This window comes from Thioclava sp. DLFJ5-1, from assembly GCF_002020115.1.
Lineage (GTDB): Bacteria > Pseudomonadota > Alphaproteobacteria > Rhodobacterales > Rhodobacteraceae > Thioclava > Thioclava sediminum.
Genome location: NZ_MPZU01000002.1, coordinates 575,533 through 600,980 on the forward strand (window position 1 = coordinate 575,533; position 25,448 = coordinate 600,980).

Here is a 25,448-nt window from a genome sequence, read left to right on the forward strand (position 1 = left end):
TCACACTCAGGTTCACAATTGGGTTCACATTTGCCGCTTGGCAAAACCCCCTCGAGCGGTCAGGATGCGAGCGTTCTGAGAGAGATTCCCCGTGGCCAAGATCAAGCCCTTCCTACGCGATGGCGTCTATTACTTCCGAAAGCGCGTGCCGCGCCGCTACTCGAGCGTGGAAGCGCGAACCATCATCAATCAGTGCCTATGGACCGACAGCCTCGATATCGCGGATCGCAAGGCCCCCGAAGTCTGGTCGCGCATGATCGATGGCTGGGAAGCGAAGCTGCGCGGCGAAACCTCCGATGCCGAAGAGCGCATGGAAGCCGCGATGGATTTGGCGCGCACCCGTGGCTATCGATATGTCCGCGCCGATGAAGTGGCCCGCCTGCCGATCGATGAGGTTCTCAAGCGCGTGGAGAGCATCAAGCGGCCCAATGGCACGATCGACAAGAAAGAGGCCGATGCAGCTCTCGGCCTCGTGGCCCCGCCCGAAATCACGCCTAACCGCGCGTTTGAACTGTTCTATGAGGTCGCCGCCGATAAGCTGGTGGGCAAGAGCCAGGATCAGCTGCGCCGCCACCGTAACCCGCGCATCAAAGCTACAAAGGAGTTCATCGAGGTTTGCGGCGACAAGCCACTCGGCGAAATCACCACGTCGGACATGTTCGATCTGCGCAACGCGCTGATGGAGCGCGTTCTTCGCCAAGAGATTGCGGCGGATACCGCGAACAAATCCATGACCTACCTCAACGCCATGTGGCGCGAGGTCGCCCGCGCGAAGGGCATCAAGCTGCAATACGAGAATGACGGCCTGATGCTCCGCTCCAACGCCAAGAAGAAGACCCGCCCGCCCTTCTCCGACAAATGGATCACGGAGCGCCTACTCGCCCCCGGCGCGCTCGACGGGCTCAACACCGACGCCCGCATGATCCTCTTGGGCATGATCAATACCGGCTATCGGCCAAGCGAAGGGGCCGGGCTCGATGAGAGCACGATCGTGCTCGAGGCCAAAACGCCTCATATCATCATCAAACCCGAACCTTGGCGATCGCTCAAGAACGTCCACAGCGAGCGCACGATCCCGCTGACCGGCATCAGCCTCGAGGCCTTCCGTGAGGCCAAGCAAGGTTTCCCGCGCTATCGCGAGAACAGCGCCACCCTATCGGCCACGGTGAACAAGTTCCTTGAGGAAAACGGCCTGCTCGAGACGCCCAACCATGTCATGTATTCGCTCAGGCACTCGTTCGAGGATCGTATGCTGCGCGCGAAAATCGATGAGCGGATCAGGCGCGACATGCTGGGCCACACGCTCAACCGGGAACGCTACGGCGACGGCGGCGGGATTGACTATATCGCCACCCTGCTCAAGAACTTTGCTCTCTGAGAGTCGTCACGTCACATGATCAACAAGTACTATTGGATAGTTTAAGTTTAGGCAGTACGCGGGTATGGTCGGATTTGTTTACGAGTGACCTTCTTCGTACCCGCCACTGAACGTTGAAGGTGAATTACCTGGTCACGGTGCGTGCGGGGCATGTTGTGACCAGACACCTCGAACAGCAACCGCTCTAAATACTGCCCCCCAATAAAGTAGCGATCGCCGCTGTGGTAGCTTTGCAAAAGCAAATATTTTTTTGACCGATTTCCAGCTCCAAGGTGGTTCCCTCCACGTCGTACAGCGCCGAGACAGGTCTGTTATGGCTAATAACCTTGCACTCCATCCCCGCCCGCCAATTTAGCGCGGCGCGTGTTCACTGTTTTCTACTGAAGGTAATCTATTGCCTCTTGGCGATGATACCAGACAGCAACCGCTGTCCGGTTATCCAAGCCGAGCTTACTGATGATCCGATGCATGTGGATCTTCACGGTGTGCTCGGAGACCTGAAGGCGATCCGCGATGATCTTGTTCTGCTGACCGTATGCCAGAAGTTGCAGGACTTCCCGCTCGCGCCGCGTCAGTGTGTCCATCGCGCCAGGCAACGGCTCCAGATCCAGGCTCGGCTCAGCAAGCTTTTTCGTGACCGCCGTAGACACCGTCACTCCGGGTCCAAAAAGCGCCGGCGGGACAAAGTGCCCACCTGACAGGATGATGCGAAATGTCAGCATCCAAGTCGTGATGTTGATATTCATCGGCAGAAGGCTTACCTGATCGAGCAGGGCTCCGGATCTAAGGATATCCATTGCCTCCCGTCCAAGCGTATCCTCGCTGTACGCGATCGCGAAGCGCATGCGCGAATGAGTTTTTCCCCGTGTCTCGATGAACGATTTCAGTTCTGCGGCACCGCCTTCCTCCACGATCAAGGCGCAAACCCTGCCGCCATTCGGATAGTGGGTATCGTCATCCATGCATTGACGGACATCCTCAAATTGATGCACGCGATTCAGCGAGATCTCTGGCATTTCGCCCTCGAGCGCCCGCATGACCACATCGCTGAAGAGCCCCCGCGACCCCACGAAACAAACACTTGGCCCATGCCTGCGCCGCGGCGCAACTTGAGACACCCCGCTGAAATTTCCAATGTTGAGCGTGTTCATATCCCCTCCGACCTTCAGCCTCCCCAGGCTTTAACTAAGCAGAATAGCACCGCCACGTGAGCGCGCTATCCAACTAATGGTATATGCGGTCATAGGCGATTTCAGGTTCATTGCTGCTCGAAAGTTGTGCTCTTCAAGAAGCAGACAAGTTTGCCTTCGAGCGCGAAAGTAGCCGAGACACCGTGAGAATCCTTTCGCCTCGCAGAGCTAATACGACAACAAGGGTATCGACTGGACGCGGACGAAAACCGCAAAGACGCCTTTGCACCGCACCGGCTGCGGCGACACATATGGCGATGACAACTTTTCTCGGCTTCCGGTTGGCGCACAATCTGGTACCCCGGCCAGCACCCGTCGAACCGCGAGGGGCCCAACGCTACTGCAGCTTCCAGACGGCCAGGTGCGTCTGCGAGTCGCATCGAGTTGGACGCTACCGCTTGGTTCAGAAGAAAAGGCCACTTCCTGCGCACTACTGACATTCGAGGCCAAAGGATGGAACTGCTATCTATTCGGGACGTTCACAATAGTAGCGTTTTCCGGTCAAGCCTTGGAAAGCCAATCTTTTCCAAAGTTTAGAGGCTAGATCATGCACCGAGATAACGCCAAGGTTCTCGTCGTCGAAGACGAAGTGATCATCAGAATGGACCTTACTCTAGGGCTCGAGGACATGGGTTTCGAGGTCGCTGAAGCAGACTCCGCGAGTTCTGCGCTCGAGCTGCTCGACTCTGGACTGGAGATCGACATACTGGTTACAGATATAGATATGCCCGGCCGAATGAACGGGGTCGCACTTGCGGCAGAAGTTCATAGTCGAGCGCCCTCGTGCCGCATAATCGTTATCTCAGGAGGCTCAACTCCGAAGATCAACGAACTACCAGAATGCTGCGTATTTTTTTCGAAGCCGCTAACCCCCTGCGACTTAGTTACAGCCTTTGACTAAAATTCGAATAAGATCAATCCCACTCCTAAGCGGGAAGCAGCATCGACTGAAAGCCGCGTCAATATTCGATCCTTGTTTCTCCGCCCCAAAACCTCTTAACAGGACCATTTGTTGAAATATGCTAAATGTGTGATGCTACGACCCGATTGTTTGGGGGCAAAGCACAGGCGGCGTAGGGTACAGTCGTCGCTCTCCCAAGACCATTTGGAATCGCTGATTTCAACTTACTCCCAGCCTGCAACGCACATCGAGTAGATTTCCTTGCCAAACTCGATCGTTACATTGGTCGCCTTTCGGTAAGAATGCTGAACCGGAAAAGAATATGCGTAATTAATTACGTTGAGATAAAGTTCTAATTCTGACTTTGAAACTGGATTTTCTTTTTGAGTTTGAGAAGCGGCTTGATATGCTTCGCTTATCGGCACCCCTTTCTGCCGCATGTACATAACAACTTGGCCGAACTCGTTCCAGTCACCACATTCTTGTGTCGTGTATGCAGCTGCAGGACTGACAAAGACACTAGACAGTACGAACGCAATGCAAACGTAAGCTTTCACTTCGCTTTCCTCTCCGCGACGACGTTTAAAAGAGCCTCGATTAGATGCACCTGCTGCTCAAGCTCGCTCTACAAGCTCGAGCTTCAAAATTAAATTTTGAGGCCCAATTGTAACACATTGTCTGGCCAGTTAGAGACTTCCCAAGTTGGTACGCTCACTCCGGTCAACTTGACTCTCGGCGGCGCGGGCGCGATCGAGCGCGGCCTCGAGCTTCTTGTTCAGATCAACGGCGCGCTGGCGCAGGCGGCTGTTCTCCTGCCGCACCAGAATGGAGTTTTCGGCTGCCGCGTCATACTCCCGGCCCAGCGAGGCGATCATCCAATAGGCGCGTTCCTCGAGGTCGCCGCCCTGCGAGTGGTGAAGCGCCTGCATCAACTCGGCGCGCGCTTCCTTGTGGCATTCCACGAATTTGCACTCAGGCATCGAAAATTCCTTTCAGTGTCTTGTCTGGCGAGCCATGTCGCCGATCGATTGCGTGGCAACGGAACATGACTTTTCCCGTCGCGTGACTGACTTCGTAGGTGTGGAAAACGAGGGGGCCGCAGATGTTGGAAAGCACCCGATCAGCCGGGGAAAACGGCTTGCCGCGACCGGCTGAGGGCTCGAGCTGACGACGCATTGCGTTGCCGTCGATCAGCAGCTCGTCGCCCGGTCGCATCTGATCGATTATCTCGCTCAGAAATCCCAGATAGGTGCCCTTCCCCGCGATGATCATCTAGCCGATCCTCTCGAGGTCTTCCTTGCCCTCGAGCGGGCGATTGATGTTCACGCGCTCACCGGCGTTTTTCCCGGCGAAGAAGGCCGATATCGCGGGCTTGCGCTGCTTGCGTGGCTTGTGGTTCTTGATGCCGGGCTGGTGCTCGGCCATGTATTCGGCGATCACCGCCTCCTTGGCGACGACAAGGGCGGTGCCGGTCGCGCTCGAGGCCTGTGCCTGCTCGCGGCGCGCGATTTCGCCCTCGAGGAGCTGCGCAACGCCCAGGGCGAACCCGTGCATGAAGCTCAGCCGATACTTGGCCTTGGGTGCCAAAGCCCAGAGCTTGCGCCAATGGTTGCGATACGCCCGCTCGCTGGCAGCCTGCACCAGCTCGCTGAGGTAGATCGCAAACTCCACGTCCTCGGGCTGACCGGCCCACAGGTTTGCGCCCCCTTTGGTCATGGCCGCGCAATGGGTATAGGCCCCGATCTGGAACCCGCAGACCTCGAGGGCCGGATGCAGCCGCACCCGCCCCGCGTTGTGCATCCCCTCGATTACGCCATCGGACCCGCGCTCGATGATATCCTTCTCGGATATCTCATGCTCGGCCATCAGGCGCGCGGCGCGCGAGGCCGCTGCGGCGACTTCCGCCTCGCTCGAGGCCTCATCGGACGCGCGCGCGCGGAGCGCCTTGATCCGGGCGATGATTTCGCTGCGATCGGCCATCAGATCGCCCCCTCGAGCACGGCGGCGAGGAAGCTTCGATTTTCGCGGTGCTGCTTCTGCTGCGCATAGCGCTTGATCGCGATCACCACGCCATAGCAGGCCATCAGATAGGGCATCAAAACGCCTCCTTCATGTGGAAGAAGTTCTTGGGCAGAAGGCCGTCGCGGTGCATCGCGCGCAGCTGATCTTGACTGAACCGATCAGTGATGGAGCTGCGCAGCAGCGCGCGCCGGGTTTGGCGCTCGCGCTCGGCGCGCGTGTCATGCGCCGGCTGCGGCAACGCGACCACGCTTTCGGCGGGGCTGACCTCTTTTCCAGCCTCGGGCTCGGGGCTTTCCTGCGCGCTCAGCTCGCAGCCCTCATAAACCAGCAGCTCCATCTGAACGCCTGCGCGCACGAGGATCGCCACGGCGCATTCGCGGTTCATCACACCCAGCTTGCGGCGGATGCTCGCGAAGTGCGATTTCACGTTGCTCTCCGAGCAGCCAAGGCGATGCGAACACACTTTCAGCGGCAGCGTCATGAGGGGCATTACCTGCCGCTCGGCCTCAGTAAATTCGGGCAGATTGAAGTCAGCGTTGGAGACGAATTTCATCCTAAAATTCCTTGCTCTGTGGGTTAAGAAGTGAGGCGCAGGCGGGCCCGCGCGCGGGCAATCGGGTCGGACTCGATTTCGGCTTGTGCGGCGACAAGCTCGCGCTCGATCCGTTCGAAAATCGGAAGGGCTGCCGGGTCGGTGTCGCAGACCTCGGCAATGGTCATGAGTGCGGCCTCGAGGCGCTTCACCATCGCGATCCGGGCGGCTTTATCGGCGATCATCAGTTCGCCCCCTCAGCGATCGGCGCTGGCGAAATGATCGCGGCATAGGTCGCGGTGGCGGCGGTGCATTTGTTCCACTTGAGGGCCACGGCCTCGGCCTTGCGCATCGCCTCTTCGCGATCATCGGCATCAACCTGAATCTTCGCGGTCATGAGGTATTTGACAGTGACGGTGTGACGCTTTGCCATTGGGGGCCTCGAGGGTGTTGGGAGAGGGTGAGCGGGCCGGGCCACCCTGGCCCGCTCGGTATGTTCAGATTTCCGGCGCGGCGCTCAGCCACAGGGCCAAGCCACCGCCCAAGGCGAAGCCAAAGCCCAGCGTCACAAGATGCGAGAGCACGGTGGCCAGCAGGTCGAACGTGAGGAGCGGATCGCGCTTAGGCATCAGCCCATCCCCAGCGCAGATTTGTAGAGGTCGAGAATGGCATCCTCTTCGGCCAGATCGTCTTTGTCGCGCTTGCGCATGGCCACGATCTTCTTGAGCACCTTCGTGTCGTAGCCGCGGGCTTTCGCCTCACTCAGAATGTCCTTCTGCTGTTCGGCTACGTCCTTCTTCTCGGCCTCGAGGCTCTCGTATTGCTCAATGAACTGGCGCAGCTCGTCGGCGGTGACGTTATAGGCTGCGTCCGACATTAGGCCCGCCCTTCCACGTCAGGCAGCGCGCGCAGGAGCGCGGGCAGCGCCTTGGTTGCAGCGTGATAGCGGGCCGGGATTTCGAGCGACTCGCCGGTCTTGGGGTTGCGACCCTGGCGTGCCGGGCGCAGCTTGGGCGTGATCCGCACCAGCCCGGAGATTTCAAACTCCTTGCCGGTGGCCATACAAAGCGTGGCCTCGGACTTGAGAGCATCGAGCGCACGTTCGGCGTTGGTCTTCGTCATGCCCGTGCGCTCGGCGATTGCATCGATCAGGTCTTGCTTTTTCATTGTCTTCCTCAGTGGTGGTCGAAGGTGAGTTCTTGGGTGAGCTGCGCCCCGGCGCGCAGGGCATCGCGGCCAAAGTCATGCAGGGGCGACGACAGCGGGGTGTCATAGGTGCGGCGCGAGACGCGCAGGCGGCTTGTCCAGCCCCGCGCCCTGCAAGCCCCGGCAACGCGCTGTGCGGAGACGCCCAAAGCGGCGGCGATATCCTGCACGGTCACGTTCCATTCCAGTGGCTCGCAGAAGCGCCAGACCAAGAAGGCGAAGGCTTCGCGCCGCCCCTTGATCCGGGCCCGCTCGCTGATTTCGAGCGGCTCGTTCATGCGCCCTGCCCGTCTTCGTCGCCATCGGGCGCGCCACCCTCGGCTGCGGCAGCGTCAGCTGCGGCGCGGGCTTCGGCCTCGGCGCGATCCAGCTCCTCTTGGGTCGGGTGCTGCGCGGCCTTGTCCTTGAGGTAGGCGAGCCGCTGGCTATAGGCCTCGCGGGCCTTGTTCTTGTCGTTGCCGGTCAGCTTGCCGCAACGCGCGCCCGCAGCCGTCAGCTCCTCTTGGGTTTCGCAGGCCTGAACCTCGGCGAGCACTGTCTCGAGCGTGACCTTTTCCTCAGGCTCATCGCCGCCAGTCAGCTTGGACTTCGTTGCCGCGCTCTTGCTCTTCGGCTTGGGTTTGCTCGGCGCGTCACCGGCAGGCGTCACGTCGCGCATCACCGGCATGTCCTGAGCCTCTTCGGCGACGTAGAGGCCGCGCAGCACGTCAGGGAAGGTGTCACGCAGCGCGAAGCCGCGCGCACGCATCTGCAACATGCGCTTGGGGTAGGTCTTCCACGGGCCATCTTTGCGGCTCAGACCGGCCTTGTCGGCGTCGGCCATCGAGAAGGTGCTGACAACCTCGCTGGGATCGCCCTTGCGCTTGACGGTGCAGGTCGCCGTCATGCTCTCTTCGTCCAGCTCCTCGTTCATATACTCGAGGGCACCAGAGGCGCGGCACAGGCCCAGAACGGTATCGCCCCAGAGCGAGGGACGGCCATTGATAACGGCGATCGACTGCATGGCCTGCAAGGGCGCAAGCCCCAGCTCGGTGCCCCACTGGATCGCGACGAGGATATTGCCCGGCTTGCCTTGGAAGTCCTTCGGAACGATCGAGCTGTTGGCCAGATAGTCGGCCACCTTCAACGCCTCGTCCAAGCTCTTCGGGCTCAGCATCGCGTTGCCGGTTTGCAGGCGCACCGGCGCGGCACCGTGCGGGACAACAGCGAATTGCGAGCTGTCCTGAGCGGGCTGCATTTCGGCGTCGTAATGCGTCACTTGGGTTTGCTGGTTCATTCTGCTTGCTCCTTCTTTTCCTTGATGCGCAGCACGCGGTTGGTGCCCTCGCGCAGATACAGACTGTGAATTTCGGGGTGGTCGGCCTTGAGCGCCTTGGCATCGAAGCGGTTGTTGGCCTGCGTCTTCCAAGTCGCGATCGGCGAGCCCATGTCAGTGAGGATTTCGCTATCGCCAAAGGCGGTGCAGATTTTCACCTTCTCGGCCTCAGCCTCTTTCTCGAGGGCTTTGATCTGGTCCTTGAGGTCGGTGTAGCGATCGACGCTCTGCGCCGTCTCAACGGTGGCGGCGAGTTCCTTCTTGGCGACGTGCTTGGGCCAGCGGGCCATCGCATCGGCGACGGTCTGCGGATCGGGGGCCACCTTCGCTTCCACCAGCTCCCAGAACGCGGCGGCGCGCTCGAGCAGCGAGGCGAACATTTCGGGATCGGCATGGACGGTGTAATTGCGCCAGTCGGAGCCGCCGATCAGCACAGCAATGTCCGTGCGTTCGGTCTTCGTGATGCCCATATACCAGTGGGTTTGGAGCAAGTAGCTCTCAGGCACATCATCGGTGCCCTCTTCGCCCCAGAGCGACGACGCGAAGCCGTTGGCGGTCTTGCACTCGAGCAGGCGATCGGTGGTCAGCTGGTAGTCCTTCCAGCGCACGGTGCCCGCGATCTTCGGATTGACCACAGCGCGATCGATATTGGCCACGGCAAAGGGATAATCGGGGTGCTGCATCTGCGCGTTCACGCGCTGCACCTTCACGCCCATGCGCTTCGCGTATTCCTTGGCAACCAGCTCCTCGAGCAGTTGGCCCCAATAGAGCCACGGGCTCTCTTTGTATTTGCGCTCTTCGGCCTCGAAATCGATCGGCTGGGTCTTGCTCTCCCAGACGCCATAGGGGGTTTGATACTTCGACAGGCCGCAGATCGCGGCGATATCAGAGCCACCGATCCCTTTCTGGCGCGCGCGCAAAAACTCTGCGCGGGATGGTTCGACAGACATACGTTTCTCCTTGTTTTCTTGGGGGGGTGGCTCAGTGAGCCTCGATCATTTGCGGATCGACATGCTGCGCGGCGGTGAGCTGCCCGAGCGGGTTGAGCCAGCAGAGCAGGCCGATCAGGATCAGAGCGCTAAAGCCAAACTGAACGATTTCGCCGAGGCGCAAGCTGCGCTCTTCGCGGATCGCCTCGTCGTTCAGTTCCGCTTGCGGGGCGCTGATAGGGCTTTCCAAGTAAGCAAGGCATGCGTTAAGACGGGCCTCGCCGTGGTGCTGAGCCATGTGCGGTTCTCCATTGTCGGGAACGTATCGGCGTGAGGGGTCCAGCCTTGCGCCGATATTTATTTCAGCCGGTCAGTTTCCACCGATCCGGCCACTCATCAGCCCCGCCGTGGAAGCCCTCGATCGCAAATCGTGCATCGAGGTCGATTAGCGCGTTGCGGTCCTCTTCACCCTTTTGGACAAGCGACAACGAAGACGCTTGAGCGCTCCGAACTTGCTCGCCTATTTGGACGTCGAATCCCGTCACTGCCTTGCCTTTCATTGGGGCTATGGGGAATCTACCTACGCTCAGTGATGATTTATTACAAGAAAAAGTTTGCTGTAGGAAATATTCTACAGCGACGTAGGAGGAATCCTACAAGAATCATTTTGCAATTTTTCGCAAAGGGCTTCGGGAAAGTCTCTGCTGCGACTAAGCAGAAGCTCACGTGAGCCCACAAAGAAAAAGGGCACCGCCACCGGTGCCCTAATGCAGTCTCCGTAAGGGATGATCTTTACCCTAGCCGCGCCCCTTAAAGCCGCCGAGCCAAGTCAGGCGGCAGATACAGCATCACTGGCGCACACCAGTTCAGCTGAACATCGAACATCGGAACCGCGCCGGGATTCAAAGAAATCAGATGGAAGGTTTTCGGCGTCTCACCGAGCCTGACAATCTTGACCCAAGTCTTGCCGCTCGCATCACCAAGAACGCAAATCCGGCCTAAGAACCCCTCCGGGTTAAGTCTTTTTTTCGCACCATAGAAAAGGATGCCACAGTCTTCGTAGTAAGGCGCAAAATGGCTGCCGAACACGCTCAAGGCTTCGACGTTCTTTCCCTCTAGCACGTCCGGGCGCGCAATCATCTCGCGTAGAGGCTTGGACTTGAAATCGTAGTTCACCTGATCGCCCTGATGCAGCGCACCCACCACACCCTCAATAGGAATACTGGTAGTAGTCGCCTCGCGTGAAAGCAACATGTCGGACGGCTCAACACCGAAAATCTCAGAAAGCTGGGTGAGCGTCTTTGGTCCTGGCAAGCGCTTGCCCGTCTCTAGTTGGGATATATAGCCGCGCGACAAGCCGGAGGCCGCAGCAAGCCGGTCTATCGTCCACCCGCGCTCCTTACGGAGCTTTTTCAAATTCAGCTTCATGCTCACTGTTTCGCATGGAACAAGAAAATGATCCACATATCTAAACAGCGCTCCCCCCTTGCCTTCCTGCTTGCCCTCTGCAAACATACGGTATGGCGTACAATCTGAAAAACTACCTCCGGGATTCGGGCACAACTCAAAGCAAGATGGCGAGAGTTCTCGGGATCTCGCGGCCCTACATGTCCCAACTAGTAGGTGGCACTCGCCGCCCAGGGCGAGAAGTTGCAATCGCTATCGAAACGGCAACTAACGGCGCTGTTCCAGTCAAATCATGGGCTGCGGAAACGGCGCGAAATGCCTCCGCTCTCAGAGAGGTATCATGAGCCTCACCGACGATATCGAGGCGTTCTGCGCGCGCCACAACCTCAAGCCCTCTTCAGTCTGCCAGATGGCCTTCAAGTCGCCGCGCTTCTTTGAGCGCGCCAAGAAGCGCGAGCAGGACATGGCCAAGAAGGCGAAGGCCTTCGACGCCTTCACCAAGAGCTATGAGGGCGCTCAGGAGGATGAGGGGGCGCAATGAGCACCGGGCCACAACCGCCGCGCAAATGCGGGCGGTGCGGCAAGCCTGCACCCTTTCTCTTCATGCAGCCCGGCCCCCGTTCGCAGCGCACTGACCCCACCGTTATCGCCGCCTGTGGCGAGCACCGCGCAAACGCGCGGGCAGCATGGGCCAAGCGTTACGGCATTAAGGACAAGACCTCATGACCATCGCCCTCCCCCTGACCTTCGGCGGCTGGCAGATCATCTTCGCCGATCCGCCGTGGCGGTTTGCCTCTAACTCCAAGGCCAAGCCGGGCCGGAACGCCATGCGGCATTACGAATGCATGACGTTCAAGGAGCTGCAAGCCCTGCCGGTGGCCGAGATTGCCGCGCCTGTCTCGCTTCTGTGCATGTGGGTCACGGTGCCCTTTGCCGAGCATGGGTATCAACTCTCTCGCGAATGGGGGTTCAAGCCCGTCAGCCAGCTGGTGTGGCCCAAGCAGCGGATCGCCACGGGCTATTGGGCCCGCAACCGCCATGAGTTCATCATCATTGCCAAGCGGGGCCGGTTCCCCTGCGAGCGCCCTGCGCTCTTCTCCGACAGCGTGATCCCCGGCGATCAGCGCGACCACTCGCGCAAGCCTGAATGGCCGCAAGAGCAGATCGACAAGCGATTTCCCAACATGCGCAAGCTCGAGCTGTTCGCGCGCCGGCCTCGAGCTGGCTGGCAGGTCATGGGCAACGAAACCGAGAAGTTCGAGGGGATCGGCCAATGATCCAGACCAACGGAAAGCGCGAAACCCTCTTCGTCTCCACCGCGCAAGGCCTGCGCGACGGGCTGGGCGTCGAGGATATCGCGATCAAGCACGGGCTCGATGTGCGCGACGTGCGCGCTGAGGTCGCCCGGCTGCGCCGGATCGGCGTTGTCGGGCGCTTGCGCTGCAATCAACGAAAAGGGGCAGGAGAATGAAATACGAGCTGGAAGCTGACCTGTGCCGCGATTTCCTCACCACTGTGCCCGCCGACTGGACCGCATACCCCGAGGCCTGCAACTTCGATATCGTTCTGGCTCACAAGCATGGCGCGCGGATCGGGATCGAAGCCAAGCTGCGCCTCAATGCCAAGGTGATCAATCAAGCCCTCGAGGGCATCGACTGGAAGAGCGGGCCCGATTTCCGCGCCGTGCTGGTGCCCTTCGCCAGCGACGACATGGTGCAGCTCTGCCAGAGCCTGCATCTAACCGTGATCCGGCTCTATCGCTCCGAGGGCGGCACGCATAACCCGGCGAACAACTGGGCACCGGGCAAGCAGTTCGCACGCGGGCGGCTCTATTCCACGCCCGGCCTGCCGGAGTTTCCCGAGGCCTTCGATCTGTCGCGTGTCTGGCTCTATCGCGATCGCTGGCATGACTTCTCGCCGGTCGAGGCCCTCGAGCTGCCTGACTTCGTGCCCGATGTGCAGGCCGGATCGTCGGCACCGCGCAAGCTCTCTCGCTGGAAGATACAGGCGCTGCGTCTCGTCTGCCTGATGGAAGCCCGCGGCCAGCTGCGCCGGTCGGATTTCCTTGCGGCTGGTGTGAGCATGTCGATGTGGAGCCAATCGCACTGGATCGAGAGCACAAGCACGCGCGGCATCTGGGCCAAGGGGCGCAACTGGCCAGCTGAGCGCTGGAAGGCCGAGCATCCCGAGGCATTCCCCCAGATCGAGGCCGATTTCCCGAAATGGGCGGCTGAGCACGCGATCGGGCTCGAGGCAGAGCCCACGCAGGGGGTGATGCTGTGAAAGTGCCCGCCTACATCGCCCGCCCCGTCGACGGATCAGCCCCCGGCCTGCCGCGTCAGCTTACCGGCAAGCGCAAGCGCGAGGATCGCGAGGGGCCCGTGCATATGGACGTGCTAGAGCGTCTCCTCGAGGTCTTTCCGGCCCCGGCCAGGGTCCACCACTCGCCCAACGAGATTGACCTGAGCGGGCGCAACATCGCGCGTCAGATCGCCAAGAATCGCGAGCGCGGAACGCTGTCGGGCTTTCCTGATTTCGTCGTGTTACTGCCCGATGGGATGGCGATCTTCATCGAGGTAAAGGCCCCCACGGGCGGCAAGCTGAGCAAGGATCAATCCGAGCTGCGCCGCGACCTCGAGCTGATGGGCTTCCGCTATGCGGTCGTGCGCTCCGTGGATGAGCTGGACGCCGCCCTGCGCAGTTGGGGGTTCATCACATGAGCGGAGGCACGATCAATATCGCCCGCGATCTGTGGGACGATCCAGACTTTCCGAATGAGAAGTTCTCCGAGCGCGAGGCATGGATTTGGCTGATCGCTGAGGCCGCCTGGAAGCCCCGCCAGAAGCGCGTGGCCTCATGCGTGTTCGACCTTCAACGCGGGCAAGTTGCGCTATCCGTGCGCTTCGCTGCGCAGGCTTGGGGGTGGTCCAAGAGCCGCGTGCAGCGTTTTTTGCAGCGTCTCGTTGAGCGGGACAAGGTAGTGACGCAAAGCGGGACAGGCGCAACCATCGTAACCATCTGTAATTACGACGAATATCAGTTTGGCCAGCAGGCGAGCGGGACAGCTACGGGACACGGGCGGGACAGCAGCGGGACAGCAGCGGGACAAACGATAAACAGGGAATCAATAGGTGGTGGTGGTAGCGCGCGCGCGCACACACACGAGGGACCGATCCGGGGGGAGGCAGGCCCAGCCGATGCGCCCAGCTATCGCGAGCGGGTTCTCGAGGCGATGGGGGTTGGTCCTGATGGGATCGCAGGCCCCTCGAGCTGGATCGGAGGACAAGGCGACATGGCTGAGGCACGGCGATGGCTCGAGCTGCCCGGCATCACCGAGGACGTGGCGATCGCGGAGGTCCGAAGCGTCATGGCATCCAAGCGCGATACCGGCCCGCCCGGATCGTTCAAGTATTTCACCAAGGCGATGCAGAGGCTTTCGGGCGAACTCACCGCCGACCAACTCAAACCGATGGAGGCTCAGGATGGGCACACCAACACTTCACGAGCGGGTAGCTCAACACGTCACACCCGAGGGCGCAGCGCGCATGATAGCTTCCTGCGGGGCTTTCAAAGCGCATCCAGTGACTTCGACGGCTGAGTTTGATCGGCTCAACGAAATCGTGGCGCAGCTCACCCGGCCTGCAACCCGTGAATGGATCGTGGGCCGTATGGCTGCCCTGTTGGTCCATTACTACACCGCCGAGCTGCCTGAGAAGGTCAACCGGGCGATCGGCAACGATTGGGCGCACGAGCTGGAAGGCAAGCCTGCATGGGCGATTTCCAACGCCTGCCGATGGTGGATGAGCGCGGATAACAGCTTGCGTCGCAAGAAGCCCCTGCCCGGCGATATCTCCGAGCGCACGGATCGCGAGCTGGCCCGCATCCAGACGGCCAAGGTCATGCTCGAGCGCGGTGTGCAGCCCATGAAGCAGATCGAGGCAGAGCCACGGGGTCAGGCAATCCCGATCGAGCGCCGTCGAAAGGTGGCCCAAGAGCTGCTGAGCAAGGCCACAGCAAGCACCAAGCCGTCTAAGCCTGCCCAAAAACGTGAACCGGAGTAAGCCATGCGGAACTGTAAAAAACTTGAAACCGACCCTGTGGCCGCGGCTGAGCTGGAACCCGGCACCCGTCCGAAGCCCGGCAGCGAGCTGGCCAACAAGCGCAGGGCTTGGATGATTGAGCAGAAGGCCAAGGGCTATTCGATCTTGGGCATAGGGCGCGCCCTTGGGATCAGTCATGGTTCGGTCATGAGCGCAATCGCCGTTGCCGGTCGCGGCGGGCCCAAACGGCAAGGCGGATCGAAGGAGGCAGCCGCCAGCAATCGCGCGCGCTTCCGTGTCAGCCGTGAGAGCCCCAAGAACGGGCACCAGTATGCCGACCTGCACGCTCAGGGGCTCACGGCCACCGTCGCCGCCCGGATGCGTGGCGAGGCCCCACAGACGGCGCGCCGGTGGGCAGAGGATCACGGGCTCGAGTGGGCCGATGGCTGGAAGCGCAAGACGCCTGAGCACCGCGAGCGTGGGGCTGCAATGCTCAATTCGCCCGAGGTCATTCAGAGGCGAGCTGAGGCGATGCGCAGGCGGGCCGCTGATCCGACTGTCAGCAGGCTGGCCAACCTCACCCCTGCCGAGCGCGAGGTTTATGACCTGTGCCGCGCCAAGCACCTGAGCCCGTCCGAATCCGCACGCATCGCCGGGCGTCCCGATCTGACGCTCGAGGCATGGGAGCGCCGCCAGAAGCTCGAGGCCGCTCTCGCCAACGCCTCACCCGAGGAAATCATGCTTGCCCGTGCTCGAGTGCGCGCCGAGCGCCAACAGGAGGAGGCGCATAGGTCGGCATAGAAAACCTTACTTTGCGTGAAGCGCTTGGAGCTGCCATCTTATAGACCGGTAGCGACAAAGGATATTTTGCATGTCCGATTCTTACAGAATTTTCCACGCAAACCTTGATGATGAGGTTCACACGGCGATCGCGCGGGTAAAAGCCGATCCAGCCGACATAAGAGCATTCGATGAGTGCATCCAATTACTCATGAGACGGAGCAACATCGAGCGAAACGCTGCAGTGCGGCTTCTTAACTCTATGATCAACAGCTGATCTGCCATGACCAAGCCCTCGAACATCTATGAGAAAATCCTCGCATGGGGATACGTCAGAATCGATGAAGGCGTGACGTTCCAAGAGTTCGAGCAGCTGTTGATGCAATCCAGCTACGAAGCTCGTGAGCAGAGAAAGCTAGCGCTGTTCGTGGACATGTTTGAACTTCGCGATGTGGGAAGGCCCCCGCAGCATGTTCTGATCGCCGCGGCAGAGCGCGGCGATCAGTTCACGCTCACCTTGGATGCAACTTTCAAGCACCTCGAGAGGGTAGAACTTCAGGAGGCGCGCGATGGGGCGCGAAAAGCAATCCTCTGGGCGACAGTTTCACTCTTGGCCACCTGCGTGATCGGGATAGCCCAAATTGCAATTGCCGTACGCTGATTTCACAAAGCGATACGTTCAACTCACATCTGCAATCTCAGAGGTCATTGAAGACCACCAATTCATAAGCGCCCCTTGGGTGAGGTAAGCGAACATATGGAGCAGCATTGGCGTATCCTCAGCCCGCCATGATGCGTTTAAAGTTCCCGTAGCGATTCCCATGGGCTTTTCTACGTGAATCCCATTACTAGAGCTCCTTGGTGGATCGCACATTGGCATGGGAAACGGGATTCCCGCATGAAGAGCGCGCGATCGAAATTGGTAGATTGCTCTAAAAGCATTTTTAAGTTTTCTCGGCTCGAAATCCAATTTTTCCCAAGTTGGACGGCTTGGAGGCTCTTTAGGAGAAAATTCAACCATGAAGGTCGTAAACTTACTTGTCGCTCCGATCACCCCCGATAAATATTTGGCAATCTCAGGAACGTGTTCCTCAGCCCCTCGCTCCTCCAAATAGCGAACCATTGGCTCAAAGCTAAACCTAAGCCTTTCCACGTCAGTTCGAACATCTCCATCCCAATGGTTCGCAGCTGTTTCTACCGCTGCGACCAGCAGCAGCCAGGACGTCTCAGGGGAAGTATCAGCTATCCAAAGCGCGTTCTGATATAGGCGTGCAGCCTTGACCAACGCAGTGGCCGCAGCGGCAGGTAGCATCGGGTAAGTTCCAAGGTTTCCTAAGTCATTCAGATGACAAGTTCGATTCAAGCGAGGAATCTGCGGCGGCTTACGCAAGGCTGGCAACATGGGCTGATGGGAAGCATCGTGAGCGCGCGGGCGGCCAAGCGGGTCATCGTCCAAACCAAACTCTCGATCGACAGGACCCGCGACTACTCGAACATCAAGCAACAGCGCCACCAATGCGGCGACTTCATCAAATGGTGTTCCTCCATGATAGTGGGAATCGTTAGTATCGAGCGGAACGCTTACGTCATTTGCGATATGCCATTCGGTTCTTAGAACTATGCTTGGTTTGAGCTCATCGCTGCTCCCATGGCGAGTTGCGGGAACAGTATTCAAGAAGCTGTAAGGGCCTAGGTTACGCTTTTCTCCTACGAACCGGGCGTCTGAGTATAGACGCATTTCGATGACATAGGGAGCTACTGAGCCGCCAAGAGCTGCCTTCCAATTGCTCCAACTCAGAGGAGCCGTAACCTCGGAGGTTCCTTTGCCTTCCAAACTGTATTCCTCTCATAAATATCTATCCACCTAAGCTAATTCGTTCAGCAAACCTCGTGCAATCGGCGTTACCACACAGCAGGGCTTTCGCTTTGTCTAACTCGACGCCCAGAGCAGCAACCAAGACCATGATCCACCCAAGATATCGCGGCGGATTGCCAAGTGATCGCTACCTGTGCGAATGTGTGAACCACATTGTGAACCTCACTAGGCCACACGCCCGATGCCCCTCACCCCGAAACAGGCTGCGTTCTGCGCGGAGTATATCATCGATCTGGATGCGACGAAGGCCGCGATCCGGGCGGGATATTCTGAGCGCACCGCAGGCCAGCAGGGTTACAATCTCCTGCAACGCGAGGACGTGAAGGCAGACGTTCAGCGGCTCATGACCGAGCGCGCCGAGCGCACGAAGGTGACAGCCGACGAAGTGATCAACGAGCTGGCCGCGATCATGCGCGCCAAGGTTTCCGACACGCTCTCATGGGGCACCCGGCCCGTGACGCTCAAGGTCGGAATCGCGCCGATCGATCTGCCCTATGTCGACGCCATCGACAGCGCCGATCTATCGCCCGAGACGCTGGCGGCGGTGTCCGAAGTCTCTCTGTCCGACAAGGGCGCGTTCAAGATCAAGATGCACGACAAGGTTGCCGCGATCGACAAGCTCATGCGCCATCTGGGCCTCTATGAGCGCGACAACGAGCAGAAGGCTGATGCCCTCTCCGAGCTGATCGCAGCAGCACAGGGCACCGGCCTGAGAATTGGCCCCAATGGGCCCACCAACGGACAACCCCAGCCGCCTGCCGAAGAGGCCGGATCATGAGCTGGGCCGTGGCGATCGCATATCTGCGCTGGCAGCTCGAGGAGCTACGCGAAGCGATCGCCGACTGGATCGGGGGGCCAAGTGTGCGCCAGCGCCACAGGGATCGCCTGTATCTCGCCTATTGGCGCGTGCTCGATCAGGTGAACCATCAGCGCATCGAGCAGCTGCAACAGCAGGTTCGCGCCCTCGAGGCCGCAGCTCAGCACGGGGGAAAGCGATGAGCATTCACCCCATGCCGATCCCAACCGAGCCGCTCACCCAGCCCCTGCCCATGCCTCATACCGAGGCGGAATGGGCCGAGGCGCTGGCCGATCCGATTTGGCGGCTCTGTTCGGGCTGCCTTTACAAGATCATGGTCAAGACGAGCGACGACGACGATGGGCAGGTTTTCGTCAAGCCATTCTTACCCAACGTGAACCAGCTCAAGTTTCTTCGCGAAATGCACACGCGCAACGTGATCTTGAAGGCGCGCCAGCTGGGCTTCACCACCTTCGCCTGCATCCTCGGGCTCGATCAGGCGCTTTTCGTGGGCAATCAGCGTTGCGGGATCGTGGCGCAGACCGTCGACGTGGCAGCCGACATGCTGCGCGACAAGGTGAAGTTCGCGTGGCTCAACCTGCCTGAGCCCCTGCGCCTCAAAATGCCGCTCAAGCGCGAGAGCGCAAAGGAGCTGCTATTCGGGCACAACAACAGCTCGATCCGCGTGGCCACATCAATGCGCGGCAGCACGATCCACTACCTGCATATCTCGGAAATGGGCAAGATCGCCAAGCAGTATCCCGAGCGCGCCAAGGAGATTGTGACCGGCTCCTTGCCCGCCGTGCCCAAGACTGCGATCGCGACGATCGAGAGCACCGCGGAGGGCACCAGCGGGGAGTTTTACAACATCGCCAGCAAGGCCGAGGCGCTCGCTCAGGCGCAGCACCGCGCCTTTCCCGGCCAGTTCCAGTTTCATTTTTTCCCGTGGTTTCAAGACCCAGGCTATGTGGCCGATCCGACAACCACCGCGATCAGCGCCACCCAGCACGCCTATTTCAACAAGCTCGAGGGTGAGTTGGGCATCAAGCTGCCCCCGGAGAAACGGGCGTGGTATGTCGTGCAGCTCGAGAATGATTTCTCAGGCGACATGCACAAAATGCGGCAGGAAATGCCGTCCTCGAGCGCTGAGGCATGGTCGCGTTCGACCGAAGGCACCTATCTCACCCCTCAGCTGGTGGGCGCACGCAAGAGCGGTCGCATCGGCAAGGTGCCCTATCAGGAAAGCCTGCCGGTCTACACGTTTTGGGACATTGGCGCGGGCGATGGCACCGCGATCTGGCTCATGCAGCAGGTCGGCATGGCCTCGCACTTCATCGGCTTCATCGAGGGCTGGGGCGAAGGCTACAGCTACTACGTCAACAAGCTGGCCGAGACGGGATATGTCTTCGCCAATCATCACCTGCCTCACGACGCCAACCAGATCAGGCAGATGCAAAGCTCCGTGGGCTCGCCCCTTATGATGCTGCAAGAGCTGCGCCGGGATTGGTCTTTCGTCGTCGTTCCGCGCGTCCATGACTTCCAAGCAGGCCTCACGATGCTGCGCCAGAAGTTCAGCGAAGCATGGTTCGATGAGGAAGGGTGCAAAGAAGGACTCACGCACCTCGCACTTTACCACAAGAAGTTCAATACCCGACTGGGCACCTACATAGACAGCCCGGAAAAGGACGAAGGCGATTCCGAAGCGCCTGACGCTTTGCGACAATGGGCGCAGGGATTTGTGCCGCTTCGCGCCTCGCGTGGAAGCGGGGGGAACACTCAACCATCACCAACAGCAGCTAGTCGCCGGAGACGGCGGCGCAGAACAGGTATGACCGCATGAAACGTGCTCTTTCATTCGGGTCGGGGATCACCGACTTGCTTATCAGCTTCTTCGCAGGGGATACGAAGATGCCGACGATGGCCACGGGCCAATCCACGCGCACCACCGCGCAGCTCAAGGCTGGCAAGACGCCCCCGCATATCCATCACTGGACGCGCCAGCTGCGCCGTCAGGAAGCTCGTCTTGCGCGGAAAGGACGGGTGATCTGATGCGCGATTTCTCCGAAGCCACCCGCCCGCAGTTGGCCCCCTTCGATGGCGAGGCCAAGCTCACGATCGAGCCCGCGCCCAATGGTGGCTGGCTCGTATACGAAAACCCGGTGCCGAGCGTGCCTGAGCTGACCAAAGACGCCGCATCCGCGTATCAGTGCGCAGGCTCCGCGATCTTTCACCGGCCAGTCCAGCCCTCCTCGCAGCCTGAGCTGACCATTGCTGAGCCGCAGCTGATCGGGGCCTTCTCCAACGCTGATGATCTGATCGATGCCTTGAGCCTCTCGCTCGCACCGCATCGGATCACGCAATCCGAGGAGCGCATGAGCTGGGGCATCGACTTGGCAAGCGGCGAAGACCGCGCTGTCTGGGCGATCCATTCGCGCCAATGCGGCAAGCAGGCGGCAAAGGCCCGCGCTGCCGAGCAGGACGCGCCCTATCCGCCGCCCCACGACGAAGCCCAATGGCCGGCGAGCTTGCTCGAGCGTGCCCGTGTGAACGAGCAGCCATACGAGGCCGATGGCGTAAAGACTGCGGACACCACCCCGCTCGAGGTCGTGCCGCTGTGCCATGTGCAGGTTGTCGAAAAGCAGCTTCGCGCGAGCTTTTCCGAGGTCGTTCGGGCCTCTGAGCGTCTCGAGCGCGTGATCGAGGTCGGCGACGGTGCCACGCTGCACACCGCCTATCAGCGGCTCAATGAGTGGGTTCAGACCCATGCGCGCCTGTTGTCGACGGCGTTCGAAACCACCCCCAAACGGACCTGATTGGAGAACCTCATGCCCGCCCCCACGCTCCTGCTGAACGAACGCCCGCAGCTTGATCTGGATATCCGTCATTTCGAGCACCGTTCGGGCAATATCCTCGTGATCGGGTCGTGGCTGATGGACCACAAGGCACACCGCACCGAGCCGTGCTTGGTGCTGATCGACGCGCGCCGCGACCCTCGTCGTATTGGCAAAGGGGCGCGGCGCGCGGTGCCCTGTGTGATTCCGCTCAACGAGGCTTGGCGCTGGACCCTCGAGCGCGGCGATCCCGCGCATATGTCCCGCGTCATTTCCGAATGGATCGGTGACGGTCTTCTGCCCGGCGACGTGGGCGACAAGAAGTCCGTGTTCCGCGTCCTCGATGCCATTCAGTCGCGCCTGCGCGATCTGTATTTCATGCCGCCCCTGCCCATGAAGGCGGCTCTGCGTCACTCGATCACGCCCACCAACGTGATCGGCGATGTGACAATCACCGAGAGGGATAGCGGCAAGGTCGTTGCCGAAACGGAGATCACCAAAAATGCCTCTCGATCTTGATTTCAGTGGTGGGGCGATCCTGTCGCCCAAGGGCAAGCGCTACCGTCGACCCGGTGAGGTCATGTTTACGCGCGACGGTGCGACCCGTGCCCACAAACGCCAGACGCTTCCATTCGATAGCGCCGAGGACGGCAAGCAGCATCCCTTCACGCACCTCGATGGGGCGCGTGCAATGGCGCTGCATCGCCGCCTGATCGCGATCTATCGCTATGAGCTGGAACGCCAGACCGACAACCGCGCTCAAATGTCGATCGATGAGGATATGTATGATCATATCCAATGGACCGCCGAGGAGATTGCCGAGCTGGAAGCGCGCGGCCAAGCCGCGCTGCAATTCAATCTGGTGCAGACCACGATCAACTGGGTGCTGGGCAGCCAGCGCCGGGCTGAGACGGATTACAAGGTGCTCCCGCGCCGCAAGGACGGCTTGAAGTCTGCCGAGCGCAAGAGCGAGCTTCTGCGCTTCCTGCGCGACGAGAACGACAGTGCGCAGGAGGAAAGCCTTGCGTTCGCTGATGCCGTGAAGGTCGGGATCGGCTGGCTCGAGACAGGCCAGGGCAATGCGGCTGACGGGCCGCTCGTGTTCGATCGACACGAGAGCTGGCGCAATATGCTCTGGGACAGCCGCGCCAAGAAGGCCGATCTGCGCGATGCCCGCTATGTCGCCCGCGTGAAATGGCTCGACCATGATATCGCCTGCGCGAAGTGGCCCGATCGCCAAGGGCTCCTCAGCATGTCGACCGAGGATGCCATTCTCACCGGCACCATCAGCGATCTTGGCGATGATGCGATGGATGCGCCCGAAATCGATACCACCTTTGGCGCAATGGAAGTCACCAGCGGCGGCTTCGACGTGCGCAAGCGCATCCGCACGATCGAAATGTGGTTCCGTATGCCCGTCAGCGTGCCGGTCATGTCGGGCGGCGACTTCTCCCGCGAGATTTTCGATCCTTGGTCCAAGGGCCACTGGACCGAGCTGATGGAGGGCCGCGCCACGCTCGTTGAGCGCGTGCGTGAGGTCGTTCATTACGCGCTCATGACCGAGAAAGGCTTGCTGGACGTGCGACAGTCGCCCTATCGGCACAACCGTTTCCCCTTCACCCCGATCTGGGGCTATCGCCGGGGCCGCGACGGGCTGCCTTACGGGATGATCCGCGGCTTGCGCGATATCCAACGCGATCTGAACAAGCGCGCTTCCAAGGCGCTGCACGCGCTCTCCACCGTGCGCGTGACCGCCGAGGATGGGGCCGTGGATGATATCGAGGAGCTGCGAGAGGAAGCAGGTCGGCCCGATTCCGTGATCGTCTACAAGACCGGCCACCCTGCCCCGAAGATCGAAACCGACCGACAAGTCGCAGATGCGCATATCAACCTCATGAGCATGGATGCGCAGATGATCCAGCAGGTCGGCGGCGTCACCGATGAGAACATGGGGCGCACCACCAACGCCACCAGTGGCAAGGCGATCGTGGCCCGGCAGGATCAGGGCCAGCTGGCAACCTCGCTCTTCTTCGACAACCTGCGATCGGCCAAGCGCCTGCACGGCACCAAGAAGCTGATCAACGTCGAGCAGTTCTTTACCGAGCGCATGGAGTTTCGGATCACCAACGCGCGGGGCAACCCCGATTACGTCACGATCAACGGCGGCGTGCTGGGCGATGCGATCGACATGTTCAAGGCCGATTTCATCATCGCCGAAGAGGATTGGCGGGCCACCACCCGGCAGGCGCAGGCCGCGCAGCTCATGGAGCTGATGCAGAACCTTGCCAGCACCAGCCCGCAGATCGTGATCAAGACCGTCGACCTGTTGGTCGAAAGCCTCGATGTGCCCAAGCGCGACGAAATCGTTAAGCGCATCCGGCAGATCACCGGCGTGTCCGATCCTGACGAAGACCCCAACAACCCGAGCCCGGAGACGCAAGCCGCGCAGGCTGCCGCCAAAGAGGCTCAGGACATGGCCAAGCGCACCGCCGAAGCCGAGCTGTCCAAGAAGGAAGCCGATGCGCAGAAGGCGCGCGCAGACGCTGCCCGCAACTGGATGGGCCTGCGCACCGATAACGTCGAGCAGCTCATGGGGGCCGTGAAGGTCGCGATTGAGCTGGGCGGGGCCGATGCAATCGGCGCTGCCGTCGACGGGATCATGAAGACGAGCACCGACGAGTCGATCGCGATGGCCTCTGCCGTGCTCCAAGACCACCCCGACCAAGCCACCGGGGGGATGCACTTGCCCGAAGGGACCAACGCGCAGCCCGGCCAGCCGCAGCATGTGCAGATCAATGGCCCGACCGGCCCGGAACCTCACACGCCCGGCCCGGAAGTCAACGTGGCCGACATGCCCCAAGGGGCCGGTACCCCGGCTCCCACGCAGACCATCAACGCCTAACCTGCCAGCGAGGAAACAATCATGGCTAAGACCGAAGCCGACGACGCGACTACCGCCGAGGACAAGAACGAGGACGCGATCAGCAACGCCAATGACGACGAGCTGCGCGACATGGGCCTGCCGCCCAAGTTTACGCTCGATGGCCTCAAGAGCTTCCTCACCAAAGAGGAAATCGATCGCCTGAATGAAGACGGCGATAGCGTCTATGACAGCAGCGCCACGTCGCCCGAGGATGAGGACGACGAGGACGATCCTGATGCGGACAACGAGGACGACGAGGACGATCCCGACGCGAACGGCGAAGACGAGGACGATCCCGACGCCAGCGGCGAAGACGATCAATCCGATGCGCTCGAGCTGGATATGCCCGACGACATGGCCAAGATCGCCGAACCGCAGCTGCCGCAGGCCGATTTCGAGGGCCTCAAGTCTGCCGTGGAAGCCTCGCGCAAGGAGCTGAGCGATCTGCGCGAAGCCTACGAGGACGGCGACCTGACCGATGAGGAGTATGCGGAGAAGGAAGAGGAGCTGCACGACAAGATCGCCGATGCCCGGCTGGCGGTCAAAGAGAGCGAGCGCGACACGCAGCGCGCGCAGGAGAGCTATGCTGAGGCATGGTATGCCAAGGTCGACGCCTTCACCCGCGCCAACAACGCCTTCGCCTCTCAGGAGCCGATCGCACAGCTGGGCAACCGATCGGCGATCGAGGTCTTCGATGAGGCGCTCAAGGAAATCAACAAGCACCCTGGCTATGCCAATATGTCGATGGATCAGCGCATCCAGATGGGCGCGCGCATCGCCAACGCATTCGTGCTGCAAGAAACCGGCAAGGGGCTGACGGGCAAACCGGCCAAGCCCGCCAAGGCCGACAAGAAGGCGACCGCAGAAGACCGCGTGCGCCAGCAAGGCAAGCGCCCCGATGCTCCGAGCACGCTGGGCGATGTGCCCACCGCGAGCGACACCACCGCCAGCAACGGGCTTTTCGAGGCAGCCGACCGCGCAACCGGCCTCGATGGTGAGGCAGCTTATGCGTCCATGACGCCCCAGCAGCGTGAGGCTTGGCTTCGCGGGGCTTGATGATCCGCCCCTGCCCGTCGCGATCGGTGGGCAGGGGCAAATACCGAAGGGACAAAGGAGCAGCCTATGTGGATGCGCAACGTGAAAATCTCCCAGCCCGTGCGCATCCGCGTCGGTGATCTGGAAATCTCCATCTTCAAGATCGGGGAACGATCCGCGCGCATTGGTGTGGATGCTCCTGATGGCCAGCTGATCGTGCTCGAGGAAGGGCTCGAGCACATTCACGGCACACCCAAGCCAGAGGGCTAGGCAGTCCGCCACACCCC

Annotated in this window: 37 protein-coding genes; 19 read left to right on the forward strand and 18 right to left on the reverse strand. The window is 60.6% G+C overall.

From position 1 onward, the window contains the following. The first annotated feature begins 91 nt into the window (after positions 1-91). Positions 92-1,378 (forward strand): tyrosine-type recombinase/integrase, encoded by a 1,287-nt coding sequence (locus tag BMI86_RS10005; RefSeq protein ID WP_246831685.1) that lies wholly within the window; start codon positions 92-94, stop codon positions 1,376-1,378. 377 nt (positions 1,379-1,755) lie between these two features. Here BMI86_RS10005 and BMI86_RS21560 read toward each other — a convergent pair whose 3' ends face one another. The 17 genes from BMI86_RS21560 to BMI86_RS10085 all read right to left on the reverse strand — a co-directional run bounded on the left by BMI86_RS21560 (position 1,756) and on the right by BMI86_RS10085 (position 10,901). Further along, on the reverse strand, positions 1,756-2,529 hold the full coding sequence (locus BMI86_RS21560) for a response regulator transcription factor (protein ID WP_078541153.1): 774 nt from the start codon (positions 2,527-2,529) through the stop codon (positions 1,756-1,758). 1,164 nt (positions 2,530-3,693) lie between these two features. Next, entirely contained in the window at positions 3,694-4,026 is a 333-nt protein-coding gene (locus tag BMI86_RS20955) for a hypothetical protein (RefSeq protein ID WP_143594749.1), read from the reverse strand. A gap of 129 nt (positions 4,027-4,155) precedes the next feature. After that, positions 4,156-4,449: a hypothetical protein gene (locus BMI86_RS10020; RefSeq protein WP_078541156.1), complete on the reverse strand. Its 294-nt coding sequence runs from the start codon at positions 4,447-4,449 to the stop codon at positions 4,156-4,158. Continuing rightward, positions 4,442-4,741, reverse strand: coding sequence for a hypothetical protein (locus BMI86_RS10025; RefSeq protein WP_078541158.1), 300 nt, complete (start codon positions 4,739-4,741; stop codon positions 4,442-4,444). The genes BMI86_RS10020 and BMI86_RS10025 overlap by 8 nt, the downstream gene beginning before the upstream one ends. Beyond that, complete coding sequence (locus BMI86_RS10030; RefSeq protein ID WP_078541160.1) at positions 4,742-5,449, reverse strand: DUF2786 domain-containing protein; 708 nt, start codon at positions 5,447-5,449, stop codon at positions 4,742-4,744. It lies immediately after the preceding gene. A gap of 115 nt (positions 5,450-5,564) precedes the next feature. Further along, positions 5,565-6,044, reverse strand: a complete 480-nt coding sequence (locus BMI86_RS20960) for a LuxR C-terminal-related transcriptional regulator (protein ID WP_143594750.1) — start codon at positions 6,042-6,044, stop codon at positions 5,565-5,567. Between the two features lie 23 nt (positions 6,045-6,067). Further along, complete coding sequence (locus tag BMI86_RS10040; RefSeq protein ID WP_078541162.1) at positions 6,068-6,268, reverse strand: hypothetical protein; 201 nt, start codon at positions 6,266-6,268, stop codon at positions 6,068-6,070. Then, positions 6,268-6,456: a hypothetical protein gene (locus BMI86_RS10045; RefSeq protein WP_078541165.1), complete on the reverse strand. Its 189-nt coding sequence runs from the start codon at positions 6,454-6,456 to the stop codon at positions 6,268-6,270. Before BMI86_RS10045 ends, BMI86_RS10040 begins: the two co-directional genes overlap by 1 nt. Positions 6,457-6,520: 64 nt before the next feature. Next, on the reverse strand, positions 6,521-6,652 hold the full coding sequence (locus BMI86_RS21565; protein ID WP_281480114.1) for a hypothetical protein: 132 nt from the start codon (positions 6,650-6,652) through the stop codon (positions 6,521-6,523). Then, a complete protein-coding gene (locus BMI86_RS10050; protein WP_078541167.1) occupies positions 6,652-6,900 on the reverse strand; it encodes a DUF2312 domain-containing protein in 249 nt (82 codons plus the stop codon). Before BMI86_RS10050 ends, BMI86_RS21565 begins: the two co-directional genes overlap by 1 nt. Then, the gene (locus BMI86_RS10055) at positions 6,900-7,190 is read right to left on the reverse strand and encodes an HU family DNA-binding protein (RefSeq protein ID WP_078541169.1); all 291 of its coding nucleotides are present in this window, start codon (positions 7,188-7,190) and stop codon (positions 6,900-6,902) included. Before BMI86_RS10055 ends, BMI86_RS10050 begins: the two co-directional genes overlap by 1 nt. Positions 7,191-7,198: 8 nt before the next feature. Continuing rightward, on the reverse strand, positions 7,199-7,507 hold the full coding sequence (locus BMI86_RS10060; RefSeq protein WP_078541170.1) for a hypothetical protein: 309 nt from the start codon (positions 7,505-7,507) through the stop codon (positions 7,199-7,201). Then, positions 7,504-8,505, reverse strand: a complete 1,002-nt coding sequence (locus BMI86_RS10065; RefSeq protein ID WP_210402715.1) for a recombinase RecT — start codon at positions 8,503-8,505, stop codon at positions 7,504-7,506. Before BMI86_RS10065 ends, BMI86_RS10060 begins: the two co-directional genes overlap by 4 nt. Beyond that, positions 8,502-9,494, reverse strand: a complete 993-nt coding sequence (locus BMI86_RS10070) for a lambda-exonuclease family protein (RefSeq protein WP_078541171.1) — start codon at positions 9,492-9,494, stop codon at positions 8,502-8,504. Before BMI86_RS10070 ends, BMI86_RS10065 begins: the two co-directional genes overlap by 4 nt. Positions 9,495-9,525: 31 nt before the next feature. Then, entirely contained in the window at positions 9,526-9,771 is a 246-nt protein-coding gene (locus BMI86_RS10075; RefSeq protein WP_078541173.1) for a hypothetical protein, read from the reverse strand. Positions 9,772-9,835: 64 nt separating this feature from the next. Continuing rightward, positions 9,836-10,033 (reverse strand): hypothetical protein, encoded by a 198-nt coding sequence (locus BMI86_RS21240; protein WP_168173832.1) that lies wholly within the window; start codon positions 10,031-10,033, stop codon positions 9,836-9,838. Positions 10,034-10,283: 250 nt separating this feature from the next. Beyond that, entirely contained in the window at positions 10,284-10,901 is a 618-nt protein-coding gene (locus tag BMI86_RS10085; protein ID WP_168173833.1) for a helix-turn-helix transcriptional regulator, read from the reverse strand. Positions 10,902-11,220: 319 nt separating this feature from the next. Between BMI86_RS10085 and BMI86_RS10095 the strand changes: the two genes are divergently transcribed. The 9 genes from BMI86_RS10095 (at position 11,221) to BMI86_RS10140 (ending at position 16,361) form a co-directional block, all read left to right on the forward strand. After that, positions 11,221-11,421, forward strand: a complete 201-nt coding sequence (locus BMI86_RS10095; RefSeq protein WP_078541182.1) for a hypothetical protein — start codon at positions 11,221-11,223, stop codon at positions 11,419-11,421. Between the two features lie 181 nt (positions 11,422-11,602). After that, positions 11,603-12,157, forward strand: a complete 555-nt coding sequence (locus BMI86_RS10100) for an MT-A70 family methyltransferase (RefSeq protein ID WP_143594751.1) — start codon at positions 11,603-11,605, stop codon at positions 12,155-12,157. After that, complete coding sequence (locus BMI86_RS10105; RefSeq protein WP_078541183.1) at positions 12,154-12,351, forward strand: hypothetical protein; 198 nt, start codon at positions 12,154-12,156, stop codon at positions 12,349-12,351. Before BMI86_RS10100 ends, BMI86_RS10105 begins: the two co-directional genes overlap by 4 nt. After that, entirely contained in the window at positions 12,348-13,163 is an 816-nt protein-coding gene (locus tag BMI86_RS10110) for a hypothetical protein (RefSeq protein WP_078541185.1), read from the forward strand. Before BMI86_RS10105 ends, BMI86_RS10110 begins: the two co-directional genes overlap by 4 nt. Then, entirely contained in the window at positions 13,160-13,600 is a 441-nt protein-coding gene (locus tag BMI86_RS10115; protein ID WP_078541186.1) for a VRR-NUC domain-containing protein, read from the forward strand. Before BMI86_RS10110 ends, BMI86_RS10115 begins: the two co-directional genes overlap by 4 nt. Continuing rightward, positions 13,597-14,478: a hypothetical protein gene (locus tag BMI86_RS10120; RefSeq protein ID WP_078541188.1), complete on the forward strand. Its 882-nt coding sequence runs from the start codon at positions 13,597-13,599 to the stop codon at positions 14,476-14,478. Before BMI86_RS10115 ends, BMI86_RS10120 begins: the two co-directional genes overlap by 4 nt. Further along, complete coding sequence (locus BMI86_RS10125; RefSeq protein WP_078541190.1) at positions 14,462-14,941, forward strand: hypothetical protein; 480 nt, start codon at positions 14,462-14,464, stop codon at positions 14,939-14,941. Before BMI86_RS10120 ends, BMI86_RS10125 begins: the two co-directional genes overlap by 17 nt. Positions 14,942-14,944: 3 nt before the next feature. After that, on the forward strand, positions 14,945-15,721 hold the full coding sequence (locus BMI86_RS10130) for a hypothetical protein (protein ID WP_078541192.1): 777 nt from the start codon (positions 14,945-14,947) through the stop codon (positions 15,719-15,721). 262 nt (positions 15,722-15,983) lie between these two features. Further along, positions 15,984-16,361, forward strand: coding sequence for a hypothetical protein (locus BMI86_RS10140; RefSeq protein WP_078541195.1), 378 nt, complete (start codon positions 15,984-15,986; stop codon positions 16,359-16,361). Positions 16,362-16,379: 18 nt separating this feature from the next. Here the strand turns inward: BMI86_RS10140 and BMI86_RS20965 are convergent, their stop codons facing one another. Next, entirely contained in the window at positions 16,380-17,375 is a 996-nt protein-coding gene (locus BMI86_RS20965) for a hypothetical protein (protein WP_168173834.1), read from the reverse strand. A gap of 382 nt (positions 17,376-17,757) precedes the next feature. Between BMI86_RS20965 and BMI86_RS10150 the strand changes: the two genes are divergently transcribed. The 9 genes from BMI86_RS10150 (at position 17,758) to BMI86_RS10190 (ending at position 25,431) form a co-directional block, all read left to right on the forward strand. After that, complete coding sequence (locus BMI86_RS10150; protein WP_078541199.1) at positions 17,758-18,354, forward strand: terminase small subunit; 597 nt, start codon at positions 17,758-17,760, stop codon at positions 18,352-18,354. Beyond that, on the forward strand, positions 18,351-18,575 hold the full coding sequence (locus BMI86_RS10155) for a hypothetical protein (RefSeq protein ID WP_078541201.1): 225 nt from the start codon (positions 18,351-18,353) through the stop codon (positions 18,573-18,575). Before BMI86_RS10150 ends, BMI86_RS10155 begins: the two co-directional genes overlap by 4 nt. After that, positions 18,572-20,212, forward strand: a complete 1,641-nt coding sequence (locus BMI86_RS10160) for a hypothetical protein (RefSeq protein ID WP_078541203.1) — start codon at positions 18,572-18,574, stop codon at positions 20,210-20,212. The genes BMI86_RS10155 and BMI86_RS10160 overlap by 4 nt, the downstream gene beginning before the upstream one ends. After that, the gene (locus BMI86_RS10165; RefSeq protein ID WP_078541205.1) at positions 20,209-20,421 is read left to right on the forward strand and encodes a hypothetical protein; all 213 of its coding nucleotides are present in this window, start codon (positions 20,209-20,211) and stop codon (positions 20,419-20,421) included. The genes BMI86_RS10160 and BMI86_RS10165 overlap by 4 nt, the downstream gene beginning before the upstream one ends. Next, entirely contained in the window at positions 20,421-21,185 is a 765-nt protein-coding gene (locus tag BMI86_RS10170) for a hypothetical protein (protein ID WP_078541207.1), read from the forward strand. Before BMI86_RS10165 ends, BMI86_RS10170 begins: the two co-directional genes overlap by 1 nt. 12 nt (positions 21,186-21,197) lie before the next feature. After that, positions 21,198-21,722, forward strand: a complete 525-nt coding sequence (locus BMI86_RS10175) for a hypothetical protein (RefSeq protein WP_078541209.1) — start codon at positions 21,198-21,200, stop codon at positions 21,720-21,722. Beyond that, positions 21,706-24,105, forward strand: a complete 2,400-nt coding sequence (locus tag BMI86_RS10180; RefSeq protein ID WP_078541211.1) for a hypothetical protein — start codon at positions 21,706-21,708, stop codon at positions 24,103-24,105. The genes BMI86_RS10175 and BMI86_RS10180 overlap by 17 nt, the downstream gene beginning before the upstream one ends. Before the next feature lie 21 nt (positions 24,106-24,126). Further along, positions 24,127-25,182, forward strand: a complete 1,056-nt coding sequence (locus tag BMI86_RS21245) for a hypothetical protein (RefSeq protein ID WP_078541212.1) — start codon at positions 24,127-24,129, stop codon at positions 25,180-25,182. Positions 25,183-25,248: 66 nt separating this feature from the next. Further along, positions 25,249-25,431: a hypothetical protein gene (locus BMI86_RS10190; protein WP_078541214.1), complete on the forward strand. Its 183-nt coding sequence runs from the start codon at positions 25,249-25,251 to the stop codon at positions 25,429-25,431. Positions 25,432-25,448: the final 17 nt, after the last annotated feature.

What these genes read in the sequence shown, in the direction of transcription:
- BMI86_RS10170 (WP_078541207.1), top strand. Translation starts at nt 20,421, where the DNA reads ATGCGCGATTTCTCCGAAGCCACCCGCCCGCAGTTGGCCCCCTTCGAT.
- BMI86_RS21245 (WP_078541212.1), top strand. Translation starts at nt 24,127, where the DNA reads ATGGCTAAGACCGAAGCCGACGACGCGACTACCGCCGAGGACAAGAAC.
- BMI86_RS20960 (WP_143594750.1), bottom strand. Translation starts at nt 6,044, where the DNA reads ATGAAATTCGTCTCCAACGCTGACTTCAATCTGCCCGAATTTACTGAG.
- BMI86_RS10190 (WP_078541214.1), top strand. Translation starts at nt 25,249, where the DNA reads ATGTGGATGCGCAACGTGAAAATCTCCCAGCCCGTGCGCATCCGCGTC.
- BMI86_RS21560 (WP_078541153.1), bottom strand. Translation starts at nt 2,529, where the DNA reads ATGAACACGCTCAACATTGGAAATTTCAGCGGGGTGTCTCAAGTTGCG.
- BMI86_RS10020 (WP_078541156.1), bottom strand. Translation starts at nt 4,449, where the DNA reads ATGCCTGAGTGCAAATTCGTGGAATGCCACAAGGAAGCGCGCGCCGAG.
- BMI86_RS10130 (WP_078541192.1), top strand. Translation starts at nt 14,945, where the DNA reads ATGCGGAACTGTAAAAAACTTGAAACCGACCCTGTGGCCGCGGCTGAG.
- BMI86_RS10030 (WP_078541160.1), bottom strand. Translation starts at nt 5,449, where the DNA reads ATGGCCGATCGCAGCGAAATCATCGCCCGGATCAAGGCGCTCCGCGCG.
- BMI86_RS10180 (WP_078541211.1), top strand. Translation starts at nt 21,706, where the DNA reads ATGCCTCTCGATCTTGATTTCAGTGGTGGGGCGATCCTGTCGCCCAAG.
- BMI86_RS10085 (WP_168173833.1), bottom strand. Translation starts at nt 10,901, where the DNA reads ATGAAGCTGAATTTGAAAAAGCTCCGTAAGGAGCGCGGGTGGACGATA.
- BMI86_RS10165 (WP_078541205.1), top strand. Translation starts at nt 20,209, where the DNA reads ATGAAACGTGCTCTTTCATTCGGGTCGGGGATCACCGACTTGCTTATC.
- BMI86_RS10120 (WP_078541188.1), top strand. Translation starts at nt 13,597, where the DNA reads ATGAGCGGAGGCACGATCAATATCGCCCGCGATCTGTGGGACGATCCA.
- BMI86_RS10045 (WP_078541165.1), bottom strand. Translation starts at nt 6,456, where the DNA reads ATGGCAAAGCGTCACACCGTCACTGTCAAATACCTCATGACCGCGAAG.
- BMI86_RS10040 (WP_078541162.1), bottom strand. Translation starts at nt 6,268, where the DNA reads ATGATCGCCGATAAAGCCGCCCGGATCGCGATGGTGAAGCGCCTCGAG.
- BMI86_RS10055 (WP_078541169.1), bottom strand. Translation starts at nt 7,190, where the DNA reads ATGAAAAAGCAAGACCTGATCGATGCAATCGCCGAGCGCACGGGCATG.
- BMI86_RS10105 (WP_078541183.1), top strand. Translation starts at nt 12,154, where the DNA reads ATGATCCAGACCAACGGAAAGCGCGAAACCCTCTTCGTCTCCACCGCG.
- BMI86_RS10065 (WP_210402715.1), bottom strand. Translation starts at nt 8,505, where the DNA reads ATGAACCAGCAAACCCAAGTGACGCATTACGACGCCGAAATGCAGCCC.
- BMI86_RS10025 (WP_078541158.1), bottom strand. Translation starts at nt 4,741, where the DNA reads ATGATCATCGCGGGGAAGGGCACCTATCTGGGATTTCTGAGCGAGATA.
- BMI86_RS10095 (WP_078541182.1), top strand. Translation starts at nt 11,221, where the DNA reads ATGAGCCTCACCGACGATATCGAGGCGTTCTGCGCGCGCCACAACCTC.
- BMI86_RS10050 (WP_078541167.1), bottom strand. Translation starts at nt 6,900, where the DNA reads ATGTCGGACGCAGCCTATAACGTCACCGCCGACGAGCTGCGCCAGTTC.
- BMI86_RS10155 (WP_078541201.1), top strand. Translation starts at nt 18,351, where the DNA reads ATGAGCTGGGCCGTGGCGATCGCATATCTGCGCTGGCAGCTCGAGGAG.
- BMI86_RS10160 (WP_078541203.1), top strand. Translation starts at nt 18,572, where the DNA reads ATGAGCATTCACCCCATGCCGATCCCAACCGAGCCGCTCACCCAGCCC.
- BMI86_RS10175 (WP_078541209.1), top strand. Translation starts at nt 21,198, where the DNA reads ATGCCCGCCCCCACGCTCCTGCTGAACGAACGCCCGCAGCTTGATCTG.
- BMI86_RS10070 (WP_078541171.1), bottom strand. Translation starts at nt 9,494, where the DNA reads ATGTCTGTCGAACCATCCCGCGCAGAGTTTTTGCGCGCGCGCCAGAAA.
- BMI86_RS10100 (WP_143594751.1), top strand. Translation starts at nt 11,603, where the DNA reads ATGACCATCGCCCTCCCCCTGACCTTCGGCGGCTGGCAGATCATCTTC.
- BMI86_RS10060 (WP_078541170.1), bottom strand. Translation starts at nt 7,507, where the DNA reads ATGAACGAGCCGCTCGAAATCAGCGAGCGGGCCCGGATCAAGGGGCGG.
- BMI86_RS21240 (WP_168173832.1), bottom strand. Translation starts at nt 10,033, where the DNA reads ATGAAAGGCAAGGCAGTGACGGGATTCGACGTCCAAATAGGCGAGCAA.
- BMI86_RS10110 (WP_078541185.1), top strand. Translation starts at nt 12,348, where the DNA reads ATGAAATACGAGCTGGAAGCTGACCTGTGCCGCGATTTCCTCACCACT.
- BMI86_RS10150 (WP_078541199.1), top strand. Translation starts at nt 17,758, where the DNA reads ATGCCCCTCACCCCGAAACAGGCTGCGTTCTGCGCGGAGTATATCATC.
- BMI86_RS10075 (WP_078541173.1), bottom strand. Translation starts at nt 9,771, where the DNA reads ATGGCTCAGCACCACGGCGAGGCCCGTCTTAACGCATGCCTTGCTTAC.
- BMI86_RS21565 (WP_281480114.1), bottom strand. Translation starts at nt 6,652, where the DNA reads ATGCCTAAGCGCGATCCGCTCCTCACGTTCGACCTGCTGGCCACCGTG.
- BMI86_RS10140 (WP_078541195.1), top strand. Translation starts at nt 15,984, where the DNA reads ATGACCAAGCCCTCGAACATCTATGAGAAAATCCTCGCATGGGGATAC.